This window comes from Streptomyces sp. NPDC059785 (assembly GCF_042732375.1).
In the GTDB taxonomy this organism is placed as follows: domain Bacteria; phylum Actinomycetota; class Actinomycetes; order Streptomycetales; family Streptomycetaceae; genus Streptomyces.
In genome coordinates this window covers 24,681-39,416 of sequence record NZ_JBHWHV010000014.1, presented here as the reverse complement: position 1 = coordinate 39,416, position 14,736 = coordinate 24,681, and the positions used below count along the sequence as shown (strand labels likewise).

Here is a 14,736-nt window from a genome sequence, read left to right as displayed (position 1 = left end):
ACCGCACACCGTGAGCACACAGCACGAAGTCAGCACGGAGCGGGCCCCGGCACCCGCGCCCGGAGCGGAGCCGCTGCCGCGCGTCGAGCGCGGCGGCGGCCCCTCCGGGGTCGCCGTCCTGGCGGCCCTGGCCGTCGCGACCGTCCTGGTGGGCATGTGGCACCTGACGCAGGGGACATCGGGCGTCGGCGTCGGCGACCTGGTGCGCTACCTCGCCGGACACCGCGACACCACCGGCGGGGCGCCGGTCGGTGAGATCATCACGGGCTCGCGCCTGCCGCGGCTGCTCGCGGGCGTGGCGGTGGGCTTCGCGCTCGGTGCCGCCGGTGCGCTGCTCCAGTCCGTCACGCACAACGCGCTCGCCTCCCCCGACACCCTCGCGGTCACGGCCGGGGCGTACTTCACACTCACGCTCGTCGCGGCCTTCGGTCTCACCGTCCCGCTGTGGGCGTCGGGCGCCGTCGCCTTCGCCGGCGGCCTGGCGGCGGCGGCGCTCGTGCTGCTCCTCGCGGGCCGCGCCGCGGGCACCGCGGGCACCCGCCTCATCCTCGCCGGATCGGCGACGGCGATGGCCCTGGACGCGGCGAGCGGGATGTTCCTCATCCTGTTCAAGCAGAACACGACCGGTCTCTTCGCCTGGGGCAGCGGTTCGCTCGCGCAGCTCAACATCGACGCGTCGCTGCGCGCCGTCCCGCTCGTGGCCGCGGTGCTGTGCGTGGCCCTGGCGCTGTCGCGCAGGCTGGACGTGATGCACCTCGGCGACGACGCCGCGTCCACCCTGGGTGTGCCGATCCGGTCCACCCGTGTCATCGCCGTGCTCTGCGCGGTGCTTCTGACCAGTACGGCGGTGACCCTCGCGGGGCCGATCGCCTTCGTCGGGCTCGGCGCCCCCGTCCTGGCCCGCCTCGTCGCGGGGCGGGTCCGGGCGCTTCGCCGGCACCTCCTCCTGGTGCCCGCGGCCGGGTTGCTCGGCGCGCTGCTCATCCTGCTCGCGGACGCGACGCTGCGCGCGGTGCAGGGCGCGGACGGGGCCGCCGCCATTCCCACCGGCGTACCGACCGCGCTGCTCGGCTCCGTCGTGATCGTGGTCCTCGCGCTCCGCCTCCGTGACACGGGCGGGCTCCGGCAGCCCCCGCACGCGCGGGTCGCCGTACGGTCGCGCCGCGCGTTCCTCCTCGTCGTGCTCGGCGCGGTCGCGCTCCTCGCCGGGGCGGCCCTGGTGGCTCTGCTGGCGGGCAGCCTGTGGCTGCGGACCGGAGACCTCGTCCTGTGGGCCAAGGGCACCGCTCCGCTCCTGATCGGGCAGGCGCTCGACGACCGGGTGCCGCGCGTGATCGCCGCGGTCCTGGCCGGGGCGGCGCTCGGGCTGGCCGGCTGTGTCGTCCAGAGCTCGGTGCGCAACCCGCTGGCGGAACCCGGGGTGCTCGGCATCACGGCGGGCGCCGGACTGGGCGCGGGGGCCGTCGCCACGTCGGGAGTGACCGGCGGACAGACGGTGCTCGTCACGGTCGCGGTCGCGGCGGGGCTCGCCACGTTCGCGCTGATCGCCCTGCTGTCCTGGCGCGGTGGATTCCTGCCCGACCGGTTCGTCCTGATCGGCATCGGCTGCGGTTACGGCCTCAGCGCCGTCACCACCTTCCTGCTGCTGCGCGCCGACCCGTACGACACACCACGGATCTTCACCTGGCTCTCGGGGACGACCTACGGGCGCACGCTGCCCGACGTCGTACCGGTCGCGGTGGCCCTGGCGCTGGCGCTGCCCGTGCTGCTCGCCATGCGGGACCGGCTCGACCTGCTCGCCGTCGACGAGGACACCCCGCGCATCGTCGGCGTCAGGCCGGTGCGCGTGCGCTTCGCCGCGCTGACGGTCGCCGCGGTGCTCGCGGCGCTCAGCGTGGTCGCCATCGGCGTCGTCGGGTTCGTGGGGCTCGTCGCCCCGCATCTCGCCCGGTCGCTGGTGGGCGCCCGGCACGGCCGCGCGATCCCGGTCGCGATGCTGCTCGGCGGTGTGCTGGTGTGCGTGGCCGACGCCGTCGGCCGTACGGTCGTCGCACCCTCCCAGGTGCCGGCCGGCCTCATGATCGCCCTGGTCGGTGCCCCGTACTTCGTGTGGGTGCTCCGGCGGTCCCGCGCATGAGGCCGGACCCGCGCCCCGCCGAGGGTGCCGTCGTCGTCCCGTTCGAGTCCGGCACGTCGGCGGCCCTGCTGAGGCGGCTCGGACGCCATGAGGTGCCGGAGCGCTGGCGCACGGTCGACCGCTCCGCCCACGCTCCGCGCCTCGTGGCCGTTCCGTCCGCGGACGGCGCGGAGTGGGCCGCCGCCGCGCTCGTGACGGCGCGCCCGGACACGGCCTACCTCAAGATCGTCGACGCCGTCGGGGACGTACCGGCGGCTGTCCGGGCCGTCGTCGCCCACGCGCGCGGCCAAGGGCTCGTGCAGGTCAAGTGGGAAGGCTGGACGGCGAGTCCTCGGGTCGCCGCCGACGCCGGATTCACGCCGCTGCGTGCGCCGCTCGCCACGGCTCAGGACGCGGACGGGCCCGGTAAGGGCTATGTGCGCTGGCTGTGCGAGGGCGCGGGCACCGAGCCGCCGTACTACGGGCAGAGCACGACCTTCACGTGCGGCGCCGTCACCGCCCTGGTCGCGCAGGCGCACGCGGGAACGCTGCCGCACCGGGAGCTCGACCGCCGGGCGGAACTGACGCTGTGGCGCGACGCGACCAACTTCCCCGCGTGCGAGCCCGTCGGCCTCGGCGTCGCCGTGCGCCGGGCGTGGCCGTCGTCCCCCGTCACGGTCCACCTCGACACGGACCGCCCCGTCCTCCTCGACCACTACCCGCAGAGCGAGCAGGAGTGGCGTGCCCTGTTGCAGCGCACGTCACGCGACGACGCCGCACGGATCGGTGTCCCGGTCGACCCCGGCCACCTCTCCCTGACCGCGCTGCGCGGCGCGCTCGACCGGCGCGAACATGTGCTGCTCCTGCTGTCGCTCGCCCGGATGCAGGGGTTCGACGTACCGCACTGGGTGCTCTGCCACGGCACCGTGCCCGGCGCCGTCGTGATCGAGGACCCGTGGGCCCACACGGTCGCTGGGGACACCTGGGTCGACGCCCACCTGCTGCCCGTGTCCGACGCGTCGCTCGACATCATGTCGGCCCTCTCGCCGGACCGCTTCCGGGGCGCCGTGACCATCGGCCGTCCCGATGCGATCTCAACGGGGCTCCAGGGAAGGTGAGTTGACGTTCTCTCGCGTTCGGCGAGCGGAGCTGTTCCGTTCGCCGCCGTCGCCCGGGAGGATCCCGGCAGTGCCGTGGCACACGCAGTGCGCGGCGACGCGAGGGGGGTCTCATGCGGATCGGGCGGACGGAGTCACGGGTCGCGGTGGTGGGCGGGGGGATCGGCGGCATGGCCGCCGCGGCGTTCCTGCACCGGGCCGGCCTCGACGTCACCGTGCACGAGCAGGCGGCCGTGCTCAAGGAGATCGGGGCCGGACTCGTACTGGCGCCCAACGCCGTACGGCTGCTGCGGCACCTGGACGTGGCGGACGACGCCTTGCGGCGGGCCGTTCCGCTGGACTGGGGGTGGGAGTTCCGGCGGTGGCAGGACGGGACGGTGCTGTCCGTCGAGCGGCTCGAGGGTGTCTGCGAGCGCCTCTACGGTGAGCGCACGTACACCATGCACCGGGCCCATCTGCTCGACGCGCTCCGGTCGGCCGTGCCCGACCGGGCCGTTCGGCTGGGCTCCCGCTGCACGGGGGTCGAAGCACGCGGCCACGGTGTGCGCCTGTCCTTCGCGGACGGCACCAGCACCGACGCGGACATCGTGGTCGGGGCGGACGGTACGCACTCGACCGTCCGTGACACGGTCGCGGAGCCGACGGAGCCGCGTATCTCCGGGCTCTGCGCCTTCCGCACCGTCGTGCCCGCCGCCTCGGCTCCGGCGTTCGCGCTCCGCCCGGCGCAGACCATATGGCTCGGGCCGGGCCGGCACTTCGTGCACTACCCGATCTCGGGAGGGCGGGCGGTCAACGTCGTCGCCGTAGCGCCGGCCGGGGCGGACACCGAGGAGTCCTGGAGCGCGACGGCCGGTATCGGGGAGTTCCGGGCCGAGTTCGAGGGCTGGGACGCCCGCGTGGGCGACCTCATCACCGCGGGTTCGGTCCCGGGGCGCTGGGCTCTGCTGGACCGCCCTCCGCTGCCCCGGTGGAGCCGCGGAAGGGTCACCTTGCTGGGCGACGCCGCCCATGCGATGTACCCGTTCTACGGCCAGGGCGCGGCGCAGTCGATCGAGGACGCCGCGGTCCTCGCGCGCTGCCTGACCGCCGGCGCGGCCGACCCCGAACAGGCACTGGACCGTTACGAGCGCGCACGCATCGGTCGCACCTCCCGCCTCCAGGAGGTCAGCCACGGCCGCGCGCAGGACAACCACCTGCCGGACGGCCCCGAGCAGCGGGCGCGCGACCGGGCGTTCGCCCGGGCCGACCCGCTGGTGCGCAACGGCTGGATCTACGGGTACGACGCGCAGGCGGTGCCCCTGTAGAGGGGCACCTCTATGGCACCGTGCGCTGATCAGGACGTGGCTGTGAGGTGCTCGGCCAGTTCGGTCAGTACCTCGTGGGCGGCCTCGGGGCCGGTGTTGAGGTAGAAGACGTCGTCGTCGACGGCGATGGCGTGCTTCTTGCCGACGGCGCCGAGGGTGGGCCAGAGCGCGGCCTCGGTCAGGGTGCTCGCCTTCGCCGTGCCGCCCTGGACGCCGTAGAAGATCCAGTCGGCGTCGGCGCGGTCCAGCTTCTCGCTGCTGATGTCCTCGGAGGTCTCCTGGAAGGTCTGGGTGTCCGGGCGGGCGAGTCCCGCGTCCTCGGCGATGGTTCCGGTGAACGAGGGGACGCCGAACACCCGGAGGCGGTCGCCGTTCTTGCGCAGGAAGGAGACGGTGACCGTGTCCTCCACCTGCTTGCCCAGGGCTGTCGCGTCGGCGTGGAAGTCGTCGAGGACGGACTGCGCCTGACTCGCCTTGCCGACGGCGTCGGCCAGGAGGAGGAAGTCCTGCTTCCAGTACAGGCCGGTCCCCTGGGTGGCCACGGTCGGGGCGAGCTTGCTCAGTGACGTGTAGAGGCTCTTGGCGTCCTTGCCCGCGGTGTTCATCAGGATCAGGTCGGGGTCGATGTTGGCGATGGCTTCGAGGTTCGGCTCGACGCGGGAGCCGACGTCGGCCACCTTGCCGAGCTGCTCGGCATCCTCGGGAAAGGCCGACTCGAGGTAGGACGGGACCAGGTCGGCGCCGTCGCCCCGGGTGGAGCCGCTGGGGACGATGCCGAGGGTCAGCAGGGCGTCGGCCTGCCCGGTGGAGATGACGACGACCTTCTTCGGCGCCGTCTTGAGGGTGGTGCTGCCCTCGAAGTGGACGACGGTGCGGGGGAAGACACCGTCCTCGGCGCCGCTGCCCTTGCCCTCGGGCATCGTGCGGGGTGCGGTGTGCACCTGAGCGGCGGCCGCCTTCGCCGAGGGTTTCGTGTCGGCGGCGTCGGTGGCGGCGCCGGTCGAGCAGCCGGTCAGTGCGGCAAGTCCCGCAAGGAGGAGACCCGCTGTCAGGCGGCGGGGCAGGCGGTGCGATCTACTCATAGTTAGGTAGCTTAGGCTTACCTAACTGAACGTCGCGCCATACGGCCCGTGCGCTGCGTCACACCCCCGCTCCCCCGCTCACTGGATCCACGGAGACCTCGACGGCCATGACACTGTCCCCGCCGGCACCCGCGCGACCGCGCACGCAGGCTCCGCGACATCGACCGAACCGCGTCTCGCGGCGGACCGCGGGCTGGTTCGTGTGTCTGGCCCTCGCCGTACTGCTGTTCCTGGTCAGCCTGGGGACCGGCGCGCGCGGCATCCCGCTCGACGCGGTCTGGCAGGCGCTCGTCCACCGCGACACCACCGCCGACAGTGTCATCGTGTGGCAACTGCGCATGCCGCGGACCGTGTTGGCCTGTGTCGTGGGCGCGGCGCTGGGTGTCGCCGGAGTGGTCATGCAGGCCGTCATCCGCAACCCACTGGCGGAACCGGGGCTGGTCGGGGTGAACGCGGGCGCGTCCTTCGCCGTGGTGGTGGCCATCTCCGCGTTCGGGCTCACCAGCCCGGCGGACTACGTGTGGTTCGCGTTCCCCGGCTCCCTGGCCGCCGCGTCGGTGGTCTACGGCCTGACCGTACGGGCCTCCCGGACCGGGCAGCACATCCGGCTGGTGCTCGCGGGGGCCGCCATGACGGCGGCCCTCGGCGCCTGCACGGGGGTCCTCACCACGTTCAACACGCAGGCTTTCGACTCGTACCGGTTCTGGGTGGTGGGCTCACTTCAGGATCGCGGGACCGCCGCGCTGGCCGCCTCCACCCCGTTCGTCGCCCTCGGGCTCGCCCTCGCGCTGCCCCTGGGTCCCGCCCTCAACGCCCTGGCGCTGGGCGACGACACCTCCACCGCCCTGGGGCTGCGGACCGGGACCGTGCGCGTGGCCGGGTTCGCGGCGGTCATGCTGCTGTGCGGCGCCGCCACCGCGGCGGCGGGGCCCATCGGCTTCGTCGGCCTGGTCGTCCCGCACGCGCTGCGCATGCTGCTGGGCCCCGACGTCCGGTGGCTGCTGGTGTACGCGGTCCCCGCGGGCGCCGCGCTGGTCCTCGCCGGTGACGTCGCCGGACGGCTGATCGCGCCGCCCGGTGAGATCGAGGCGGGCATCGTCACCGCGTTCATCGGCGCTCCGGTCCTGATGTGGCTGGTCAACCAGCGCAAGGGAGTGCGCCTGTGAGCACGGCCGACGGGCGGCGCGGCCGTCACATCGTCCTGTCGCTCCCCCGCGGCGTGACCCTGCGCGCGGTACGGCGCACCGCCTGGGCCGGAGCCGCGATCGCCGCGGGATGTCTCGCGCTGTTCGCCCTCGGGGTGTTCACCGGCACGTATCACATCAGCACGGCCCAGGTGTTCGGCGTGCTGCACGGCGGCGGCAGTGCGACGGACCGGTTCATCGTGCTCGGCCAGCGCATGCCCCGCGGTGTTGCGGCCCTGCTGGTCGGAGCGGGACTGGGGCTGGCCGGATCGCTGTTCCAGAGCCTGTCCCGCAATCCGCTGGGCAGCCCGGACATCATCGGGTTCACCACCGGCTCCACCACCGGCGCGCTGGCCGCGCTGCTCATCGGCGGCGGCACCCGTCTCGGCGCGGGCGGCGGCGCGCTGCTGGGCGGCCTCGCCACCGCGCTGCTGGTGCACCTGCTCACCGCCGCGGGCGGCGCCGTCGGCGGGCGCCTCATCGTGACGGGCATCGCCGTGGGCGCCATGCTCGCCTCGGTCAACGACTACCTGATCACCCGCGCCGACATCGAGTCGGCCGAGAGCGCCAAGGCGTGGACGTTCGGCAGCCTCAACGCGATCACCTGGCCACAGGTCGTCCCGGCCGCGGTCGCGTTCCCCGTGCTGCTCGCCGCGACCCTGGTGCTGGCCCGGCCGCTGCGGATGCTGTCCATGGGCGACGACACCGCCGCGGCCCTCGGGGTCCGGGTGGACCGGATCCGCCGGCTCACCCTCCTGGTGGGCGTGGCCTGGACCGCCCTGGCCATCGCGGTGGCCGGGCCGATCGGCTTCCTCGCCCTGGCCGCACCCCAGTTGGCCCGCCGCGTCGCCCGCACCGGCTCCATGCCGGTGATGACCGCGGCCCTGACGGGCGCACTGCTGCTGGCCTGTGCCGACTTCACGGGCCAGCGCCTGCTGGCCCCGTTCCAGATCCCGGTGGGCCTGGTCACCGGAGCCCTCGGCGGCCTGTATCTGATGTGGCTGCTGCACCGGAGGGTGTGAGGTGCCGTGAGACTGCGGACACAGGTCACTCCGACCTCTGCGAGGCATCGACCCCACATGTGCCCGCCGCCAACGGGTACGCGGTCCGGTCCTGCCAGCGCTGTCCGTCCCAGGTGATGAGGTGCACGGCCTCGACGCGGCAGCTCAGCGGCAGCCGGGGCGCCAGTCCGGCCTCCAGCGTCCTGTAGACGGTGTCCTGCGTGGCCGGGCCCTCGTCGTTGGCGATCGTCAGGTGCGGGGCTGGCGAGGCACCGAATATCCCCCGGTAGGGCACCGTTTCCGGCCAGTGCGCGGTGAGGTGCTGAGTCGGCGCGGTCACGGGCGTGTGCGGCGTCGGGGCGAGGCAGAGCACGCCGGGGAAGCGTCCGAAAGTGTCGAAGGTGAGGGTGAAGGCCGCATGTCCGGCGAAGAGTCCGGCGATCTCGCGGTCGGTCGCGGCGTCGATACGGCTCTCGTGGAGGAACGGGTACAGCACGGTCACATGGGCCGGGAAATCGGCCCTCACCAGAGGGTCGGCCGGCGGCACCTTGATGGTGAGTGCCGTATCACCCGGTACGTCGGGCCACCCCGCGACCGCACCACCGCTCACATCGACGTTCCGGTCCGCACACATCACACACCATGATCGCACCAGCCGGTGACGGAACGGCTCCTGCCGGGACGCTCGACGGAGGAGAATGTCTCCACCAGGCATGTGTCCGCCGGGACGGAGCGGGCCGTTCGTGTACGGGGGAGCGGATGAAGAACAAGCGCAGGCCGGAGCCCGGTTCAGGTACGGAATGGGGCCCTCTGTCCGTCACCAGACGCGGCGGAAGCCCCGCCGTCTGGGTGGCGCTGGCGGTCGCGGCTGCCGGATTCGTGAGTTCCGTGGTCGGGATCGCCGTGCTGGACGACAAGGGGGCGCCGCACATGGGCACGCGGCGACCGGGCCAGGCGCTCTTCCAGGACGGCATCGTCGAGGACCGGAAGAACCTGCTGGCGGGCCTGCTCACCTACGAGTCGCACGTCGACTCCGATGTGGGCGAGACCGCCACCACCACCGTCACGCTCAAGGCGTTGAGCCGGAAGGCCGCCGAGGCACGGGACAAGGAAACCTCCCTGGCCCGCCGCAACTTCAAGGTCGGAGGGGTGCAGGGCGCGTCGCTCGCCTCGGCCAGTGCTGACGTGACGGTGAAGCCGCTGTCGGACGCCAGAACCCAGCAGGTCATCGCCGCCCCCGGTGACGAGGCCCGTTGGCAGTGGTCCGTGACGGCCGACAAGCCGGGTGACTACGACCTGACGCTGTCCGTCACCACCTATCAAGGGGAGTCGAGCCGCGCCCTGACCACCCTCAACCCGCCGGTCACCATCCACCTCACCGCCGCCAACACCGCGTCCTACCGCTTCTCCGTCGCCCGCGGCTGGCTGATCGCCGCAGGCGGTCTCGTGGGAGTGCTCGGTGTCTTCTGGGCCCTGCGCGGACCGGTCGTCACCTACACGCGAGCGCGCAAGGAAGCGCGACGGGAGAAGGAGGCGCGGGGCGAGGACGGGTACATGTGACCGCCTGACGACGGGCGATGGTTCATGTCCGGGGAAGTGGTGACGTCTCGATGCCGTCGGTTAGGTCCAGTTCCCTTCCCGGCGTCTGACGGGTCCACCGGGCGAACCAGACGAGGGCCGCCACCAGGACCCACACCGCGACCACCGGGCGGCGGTCCGCGCCGTCGGTGAGGCCGAGCGCGGCACACAGCGCCAGGGCGGGAAGCGCGGCGGTGAGCAGCCGCGCCCGGCCGACGGAACGCGTCCAGTGGGTCAGCGCGGTGGCGACCAGGAGGTAGGCGCCCAGTGCGGCGGCCATCAGCCAGCCGGTCTGCTCCGGCAGCCGGCCGTCGGCGTGTTCCACCGCCACCCCGACGGCGGCGGCGAGGGCCGCGAGCGCGCCGGTGACGAAGCAGTGCAGGCCCAGCAGGAGACGGGGCTGCGGGGTGTCGTCGCCGAGGCCCGGGATACCGCCCCGGCCGCGGCGCAGGGACAGCGACCAGAGCAGCACGAGGAGCAGGAACGCGGCGGGCATGACGTAGAAGAAGTGGTGGCTCCACTCGATCCCGGAGCCGGCCTCGACGAGCTGGATGACGCCCTCGCCCAGGACGATGATGGTGAACAGGCCGAGGCGTTCGGCGAGGTGCTCGGTGTCCGTGCGGGCGATGGTCACCTGCCCCCCGTCCTCCCGGGACCTCCCGGTCTCCCTCACCTCCCGGGACCTCCCGGTCTCGCTCAGCGCTGCCTCGCGGCGGCGCACCCGTTCGCGCTGCTCCTCGAAGTGCCGCAGCAGCCGTCCCTTGGAGAGGACGAAGGTGACGTAGAGGTCCAGGGCCACGCCGGCCGTCCAGAGCCAGGGGCGTGCCGGTCCGTCGACCCAGATCGAGACGATCCAGGGGACCGTCCCCGCGCCGAAGGACACCGTCGGCCAGTCGAGGAGGAGTTCGCGGCGGTCGCGGAAGACGCTGCCGCCGAGGAAGCGCGTGGCGGTGTAGGCGATCGCGAACGCAGTGCCCTTCTCGCCCTCCTGGACGCCGTGCACCGCCGCCGCCATCACGGTCAGGCCGAACATGCCCGCGAGCAGGGTGCGGACGCGGGTGTTCTCCCCCGCCACGTTCCCGTACAGGGTCAGGACGAGCCAGTTCGTCCAGAAGGCCAGGAACAGCACGATGTACAGACCGACGTCACGCCACCCCGGCTCGCCGTGCAGCAGGTGCGCGAGCTGCGCGACACCGGCCACGGCGACGAGGTCGAAGAAGAGCTCCAGCCACGAGGCGTGCCGCTCCGGGGCCGTACTGGGCATGAGGATGTTCGTCGGTGTGTCAGCCACGGGAGCAGGCTACTGGTGGTGGCGATCACGCCCGACCGGCCCCCGTGAGCGGCGGCCGCCGTCCCCGCCGTCCCTGCTTCCCCGCGTGCCGGGGGGGGGCAGGGACGGCGGCCGGAAGACGTGCGGCACTACTGGGTTCAGGCGGCCGGCCGGGGTGCCGAGTGGCGGGCCATGAGGTGCTCGATCAGGGTCAGCAGGACGTCGCGGCCCTCGCCGCGTTCACGCGCGTCGAAGAGCACCAGCGGCACCTGGGGGTCCAGGTCGAGGGCGGTGCGGATCTCCTCGGACGTACGGTCGCGCACGTTGTGGAAGCAGTTGACCGCGACGACGAACGGGATGCCCCGGCTCTCGAAGAAGTCGATGGACGCGAAGCTGGTCTCCAGGCGGCGGGTGTCGGCCAGTACCACCGCTCCCAGGGCGCCGTGCACCAGGTCGTTCCACATGAACCAGAAACGTTCCTGGCCGGGTGTGCCGAACAGGTAGACCACCAGCTCCCCGCTGATGGTGATGCGCCCGAAGTCCAGCGCCACGGTGGTGGTCGACTTGGCGTCGATGCCCACCAGGTCGTCCACGCCGACGCTGGCGCGGGTCAGGTACTCCTCGGTGTGCAGCGGGGCGACCTCGCTGACCGAGCCGACCAGGGTGGTCTTGCCCACGCCGAAGCCGCCGGCGATCAGTATCTTCACGGCCTGGGCCGTCCGGTCCGGTTCAGAGTTGCCGAAGCCCATCTCTCACCGCCTCAAGAAGGGTCATGTCGGGAAGTGCACCGTTCTGCGCGAAGGCCAGGGGCGGCCGGGCGCTCACGCGCCCGGCGTCGATCAGGTCACTGATGAGGATCTTGGTCACCGACACCGGCAGGTCCAGCTCGGCCGCGATCTCGGCCACCGCGACGGGCCGGCGGCCGCACATGCGCAGGACGGTACGGTGCTCCGGCTGCAATGCGTGCCGCTCGGCCGAGGTGTCCGTGCCGGACGAGGACTGTGCCGTGATCAGGGTGATCAGGGTCAGGTCGTCGCGGCCCGCGGTGGTCCGCCCGCCCGTGATGGTGTACGGGCGGACCAGCGGTTCGTCGCCGTCGTCGTCCAGGTCCTCCGTCCAGTGCTTCATACGCCGGCCTCGGGGCCGGCGCCTGGGGGCGGGCCCGACTGCTGAGCGCGCGCGTCGGTGCCCAGCTTCTGCCCCACCTGCTGGACCAGGGTGTGCATGGCGACCGCCATCACCTCGGCGTCGACCTCCTGGGAGGCGACCACGGCCAGGTGGGTGCCCCGGCCGGCCGCGGTGACGAACAGCCACAGGTCGGCCAGCTCGACGATGACCTGCTGGACCGGACCGCCCTGGAAGAGCTGTCCGACGCCTCGGGCCAGGCTCTGCTGACCGGTGGCGATCGCGGCCAGTCGTTCGGCGTCGGAGCGCTCGATGGTCTTCGAGCTGCTGATCACCAGGCCGTCGTCGGACAGCACGATGGCGTGCCGGGTGCCGGCGACCTGGTCGACCAGTCCGTCCAGGAGCCAGTCCAGGTCTGCGTCGGTGGCGATGGTTCGCTGAGTCATCCTCGGTCTTCCGTCTTGAGCGGTTCGGTCTGGTCAGTGCCGGTCGCGGACGGCCTCGGGCCGGCGCTGCGGTTCTTGCGGGACTGCCGTTGGAAGGCGCCGATGGCGGCGCCGGATCGGGCCGGCGTGCTGGACGGCACCTCGGAGGCCGGTTCCTCCGACGGGGCGGGCACGCGCAGTTCGGCCACCAGGCTGGCCTGCCGGGTCCGGCGGGGCAGCGGCGCGGGTCCGGCCGCGGGGGCCGGCTCGTCCTGCGGGGCCGGCCGGTCCTGGCCGGCCGGCGCGGGCTGCGCCGCCGACGCCGGCGCCGTCGCGGTGACGTCGGCCATGGCCCGTCCCCGGGCCCGTACGGGCAGTTCGCCCGGGGTGTCCGCGGTCGAGGGGTCGGCGCTTCGGCGGGAGGGCAGGGCGGGGATGTCGGCGTCGCGCGACGCCGGGTCGTCGGCCGTCTCCGGTACCGACTGGGGCCGCTCGGCCAGCAGGGACTGCGGGACGAGGACGATGGCGCGGGTGCCGCCGAACGCCGAGGGCCGCAGCTCCACCTGGAGTCCCAGGCTCACCGACAGCCGGGCCACCACGTACAGGCCCAGGCGTACGTCGTCGGCGCGGGTCATCACGTCGAGCTGCGGCGGTGCCTTCATCAGGGCGTTGAACGTCTCGTACTGCTCGGCGTCCATGCCCAGGCCGCGGTCCTCGACCTCGACGGCGACGCCCCGGCTGACCGGCGACGCCTTGATCTCGACCGGGGCGGGCGGCTTGGAGAACGCGGTGGCGTTCTCCATCAGCTCGGCCAGGATGTGGATGAGCGGGCCCACCGCCCGCTCGGCGATCCACGGCCGGCCCTCGACGTCGATCGCGATGCGCCGGTAGTCCTGCACCTCGCCCTGCGCGGCGCGCAGGACGTCGAGCAGCGGCACCGGCCGGCGCCAGCGGCGCCGCGGCTGACCGCCGCCCAGGATGACCAGGTTCTCCTCGTAGCGGCGCAGGCGGGCCGTGAGGTGGTCCAGGTCGAAGAGCCCCTCCAGGACCTGCGGGTCCTCGTGCCGGCGCTCCAGCTCGTCGAGCTTCTTGAGCTGCAAGCCGATCAGGAGCTGGGTGCGGCGCGCGATGCGCTGGAGCAGCCGCTCGAAGCCGCGGTGCTGCTCGGCCTGGCGCACCGCGGTGCTGACGGCGCTGCGGCTGGCGACGTTCAGTGCCCGGCTCAGCTCGCCGAACTCGTCGGAGGCCGGGGTGAGCTCGGGCACCTCGGTCTCCGCGTCCACGTCCTCGCCCTTCTCGAGCCGGGCGACCACCTGCGGCAGCCGCCGGCCCAGGTCCTGCGCCTGGTCGCGGACGGCCAGGATGCGCCCGCGCAGGATCGAGGTGAGCCGCCAGGTCACCAGCACGACCAGGACGACGGCGAGCAGACCGAGAGCGGCGGTGAAGAACAGGTACAGCTCCAGCCGCTGCACGGCGTCGGCGCCCGCGGTGTCGGAGACATGGCTGTGGGCACCGATGAGCCGTTCGAGACTGGCGTACGACGTGTCGGCGGCGGTCCGCCAGGCCTTGGCGCGGTCGCGCGACAGCGAGACGCTCTCGTCGCCGTCGACGCCGGTACCGGAGGCCTGCAACCGCTCCTCCAGCTCCACCCGGCTCGTCCACGCCTCGCTTCTGATCATCTCCGTGTACAGGCGGGTGCCCTCGGCGGTGAGGTTCGGTGCCACGCGCGTTTCGAGCAGGTACCCCTGGGTGCCGATGGCGTCGACGACCAGGTCGTAGTCCTCGACCGTGAGCCGGCCCGTGGCCCAGCCGCGGGACAGCACGGCGTCCTCGCGGCCGATCATGTCCTTGACCCCGTTCAGGTCGAACAGGACCTGCGACAGGCCGGTCACCTCACCGTTGTTGCCGCGGGAAAGCGTCGCAAAAACGTTATTGCTCGCTTCTACGGCCCGGGTGTAGTAGCTGAACGCGCCGTCCTTGCCGATCCGTCCGGCGTCCACGCCCCGGCGCTGCTCGACGAGCTGGCCGGCCACCTCCACCGTCGCGGTGATCGCGGCGGCCAGACCCTGCTGGCCGTCGCCGGTGTCCTCGGAGGTCACCGACTCGAAGGAGCGCAGCGCCCGGTCGGTGGCCGTGCGCTGCCGGGCCAGGCCGGTCCGGGACGTCTCGGGCGAGACCAGCACCTCCTGGGTCAGCCGCCGTTCCCGCTCCAGGGCGTTGAACAGGGCCGCGTTCAGCGGAGCCACGGTCGTCTTGAGATGCTGCTGGGCGGCCTGCGCCCGGTACTCGCCGCCCAGTTGGTACGCGGCCAGGCCCCACAGCGAGACCAGCGCCACGCTCGGCACGAGCAGCAGCACCAGCAGCACCGCGCGCAGCGGCAGACGGCGTTCCCCGTTCGTCCACGGTATGCCGTCCGGTGGATCCTTCCGTCGGCGACCGGCACGCGCGCTGTCCGTCCTGCGCCGTCCGGCCCTGCTCACTTCGCTCACGCGCAGGACACTCCTCATCACTGTTCCGCCACACCTGTAACGGA

General features: G+C 73.0%; 13 protein-coding genes. 6 read left to right on the top strand and 7 right to left on the bottom strand.

Annotated elements, in window-relative coordinates; all coding sequences use genetic code 11:
* Positions 1-10: 10 nt before the first annotated feature.
* From ACFV6E_RS13420 to ACFV6E_RS13410, 3 genes are all read left to right on the top strand, one after another.
* Positions 11-2,137 (top strand): iron ABC transporter permease, encoded by a 2,127-nt coding sequence (locus tag ACFV6E_RS13420; protein ID WP_385461366.1) that lies wholly within the window; start codon positions 11-13, stop codon positions 2,135-2,137.
* Entirely contained in the window at positions 2,134-3,234 is a 1,101-nt protein-coding gene (locus ACFV6E_RS13415) for a peptidase C39 family protein (protein WP_385461363.1), read from the top strand. The genes ACFV6E_RS13420 and ACFV6E_RS13415 overlap by 4 nt, the downstream gene beginning before the upstream one ends.
* A 113-nt stretch (positions 3,235-3,347) precedes the next feature.
* Complete coding sequence (locus ACFV6E_RS13410) at positions 3,348-4,538, top strand: FAD-dependent monooxygenase (protein WP_385461360.1); 1,191 nt, start codon at positions 3,348-3,350, stop codon at positions 4,536-4,538.
* Between the two features lie 29 nt (positions 4,539-4,567).
* Here the strand turns inward: ACFV6E_RS13410 and ACFV6E_RS13405 are convergent, their stop codons facing one another.
* A complete protein-coding gene (locus ACFV6E_RS13405) occupies positions 4,568-5,620 on the bottom strand; it encodes an ABC transporter substrate-binding protein (protein ID WP_385163083.1) in 1,053 nt (350 codons plus the stop codon).
* A gap of 200 nt (positions 5,621-5,820) precedes the next feature.
* Between ACFV6E_RS13405 and ACFV6E_RS13400 the strand changes: the two genes are divergently transcribed.
* The gene (locus ACFV6E_RS13400) at positions 5,821-6,786 is read left to right on the top strand and encodes a FecCD family ABC transporter permease (protein ID WP_385461357.1); all 966 of its coding nucleotides are present in this window, start codon (positions 5,821-5,823) and stop codon (positions 6,784-6,786) included.
* Complete coding sequence (locus tag ACFV6E_RS13395; protein ID WP_385163087.1) at positions 6,783-7,826, top strand: FecCD family ABC transporter permease; 1,044 nt, start codon at positions 6,783-6,785, stop codon at positions 7,824-7,826. The genes ACFV6E_RS13400 and ACFV6E_RS13395 overlap by 4 nt, the downstream gene beginning before the upstream one ends.
* A 25-nt stretch (positions 7,827-7,851) precedes the next feature.
* On the opposite strand, the gene ACFV6E_RS13390 is transcribed toward ACFV6E_RS13395, so the two are convergent.
* On the bottom strand, positions 7,852-8,439 hold the full coding sequence (locus ACFV6E_RS13390) for a 2'-5' RNA ligase family protein (RefSeq protein ID WP_385461354.1): 588 nt from the start codon (positions 8,437-8,439) through the stop codon (positions 7,852-7,854).
* A gap of 245 nt (positions 8,440-8,684) precedes the next feature.
* On the opposite strand from ACFV6E_RS13390, the gene ACFV6E_RS13385 reads away from it, so the two are divergent.
* Positions 8,685-9,365, top strand: coding sequence for a hypothetical protein (locus ACFV6E_RS13385; RefSeq protein WP_385461351.1), 681 nt, complete (start codon positions 8,685-8,687; stop codon positions 9,363-9,365).
* Between the two features lie 22 nt (positions 9,366-9,387).
* On the opposite strand, the gene ACFV6E_RS13380 is transcribed toward ACFV6E_RS13385, so the two are convergent.
* The 5 genes from ACFV6E_RS13380 to ACFV6E_RS13360 form a co-directional block, all read right to left on the bottom strand.
* Positions 9,388-10,674 carry a low temperature requirement protein A gene (locus ACFV6E_RS13380; RefSeq protein ID WP_385461348.1) on the bottom strand — a complete coding sequence of 429 codons (1,287 nt, stop codon included), beginning with the start codon at positions 10,672-10,674 and terminating at the stop codon, positions 9,388-9,390.
* 137 nt (positions 10,675-10,811) lie between these two features.
* The gene (locus tag ACFV6E_RS13375) at positions 10,812-11,402 is read right to left on the bottom strand and encodes an ATP/GTP-binding protein (protein WP_385163095.1); all 591 of its coding nucleotides are present in this window, start codon (positions 11,400-11,402) and stop codon (positions 10,812-10,814) included.
* Entirely contained in the window at positions 11,383-11,781 is a 399-nt protein-coding gene (locus ACFV6E_RS13370; protein WP_385461345.1) for a DUF742 domain-containing protein, read from the bottom strand. Before ACFV6E_RS13370 ends, ACFV6E_RS13375 begins: the two co-directional genes overlap by 20 nt.
* A complete protein-coding gene (locus ACFV6E_RS13365; protein WP_385163099.1) occupies positions 11,778-12,224 on the bottom strand; it encodes a roadblock/LC7 domain-containing protein in 447 nt (148 codons plus the stop codon). The genes ACFV6E_RS13370 and ACFV6E_RS13365 overlap by 4 nt, the downstream gene beginning before the upstream one ends.
* On the bottom strand, positions 12,221-14,692 hold the full coding sequence (locus ACFV6E_RS13360; RefSeq protein WP_385461342.1) for a nitrate- and nitrite sensing domain-containing protein: 2,472 nt from the start codon (positions 14,690-14,692) through the stop codon (positions 12,221-12,223). The genes ACFV6E_RS13365 and ACFV6E_RS13360 overlap by 4 nt, the downstream gene beginning before the upstream one ends.
* Positions 14,693-14,736 lie beyond the last annotated feature (44 nt).

What these genes read in the sequence shown, in the direction of transcription:
- ACFV6E_RS13405 (WP_385163083.1), bottom strand. Translation starts at nt 5,620, where the DNA reads ATGAGTAGATCGCACCGCCTGCCCCGCCGCCTGACAGCGGGTCTCCTC.
- ACFV6E_RS13365 (WP_385163099.1), bottom strand. Translation starts at nt 12,224, where the DNA reads ATGACTCAGCGAACCATCGCCACCGACGCAGACCTGGACTGGCTCCTG.
- ACFV6E_RS13415 (WP_385461363.1), top strand. Translation starts at nt 2,134, where the DNA reads ATGAGGCCGGACCCGCGCCCCGCCGAGGGTGCCGTCGTCGTCCCGTTC.
- ACFV6E_RS13390 (WP_385461354.1), bottom strand. Translation starts at nt 8,439, where the DNA reads ATGTGTGCGGACCGGAACGTCGATGTGAGCGGTGGTGCGGTCGCGGGG.
- ACFV6E_RS13410 (WP_385461360.1), top strand. Translation starts at nt 3,348, where the DNA reads ATGCGGATCGGGCGGACGGAGTCACGGGTCGCGGTGGTGGGCGGGGGG.
- ACFV6E_RS13370 (WP_385461345.1), bottom strand. Translation starts at nt 11,781, where the DNA reads ATGAAGCACTGGACGGAGGACCTGGACGACGACGGCGACGAACCGCTG.
- ACFV6E_RS13375 (WP_385163095.1), bottom strand. Translation starts at nt 11,402, where the DNA reads ATGGGCTTCGGCAACTCTGAACCGGACCGGACGGCCCAGGCCGTGAAG.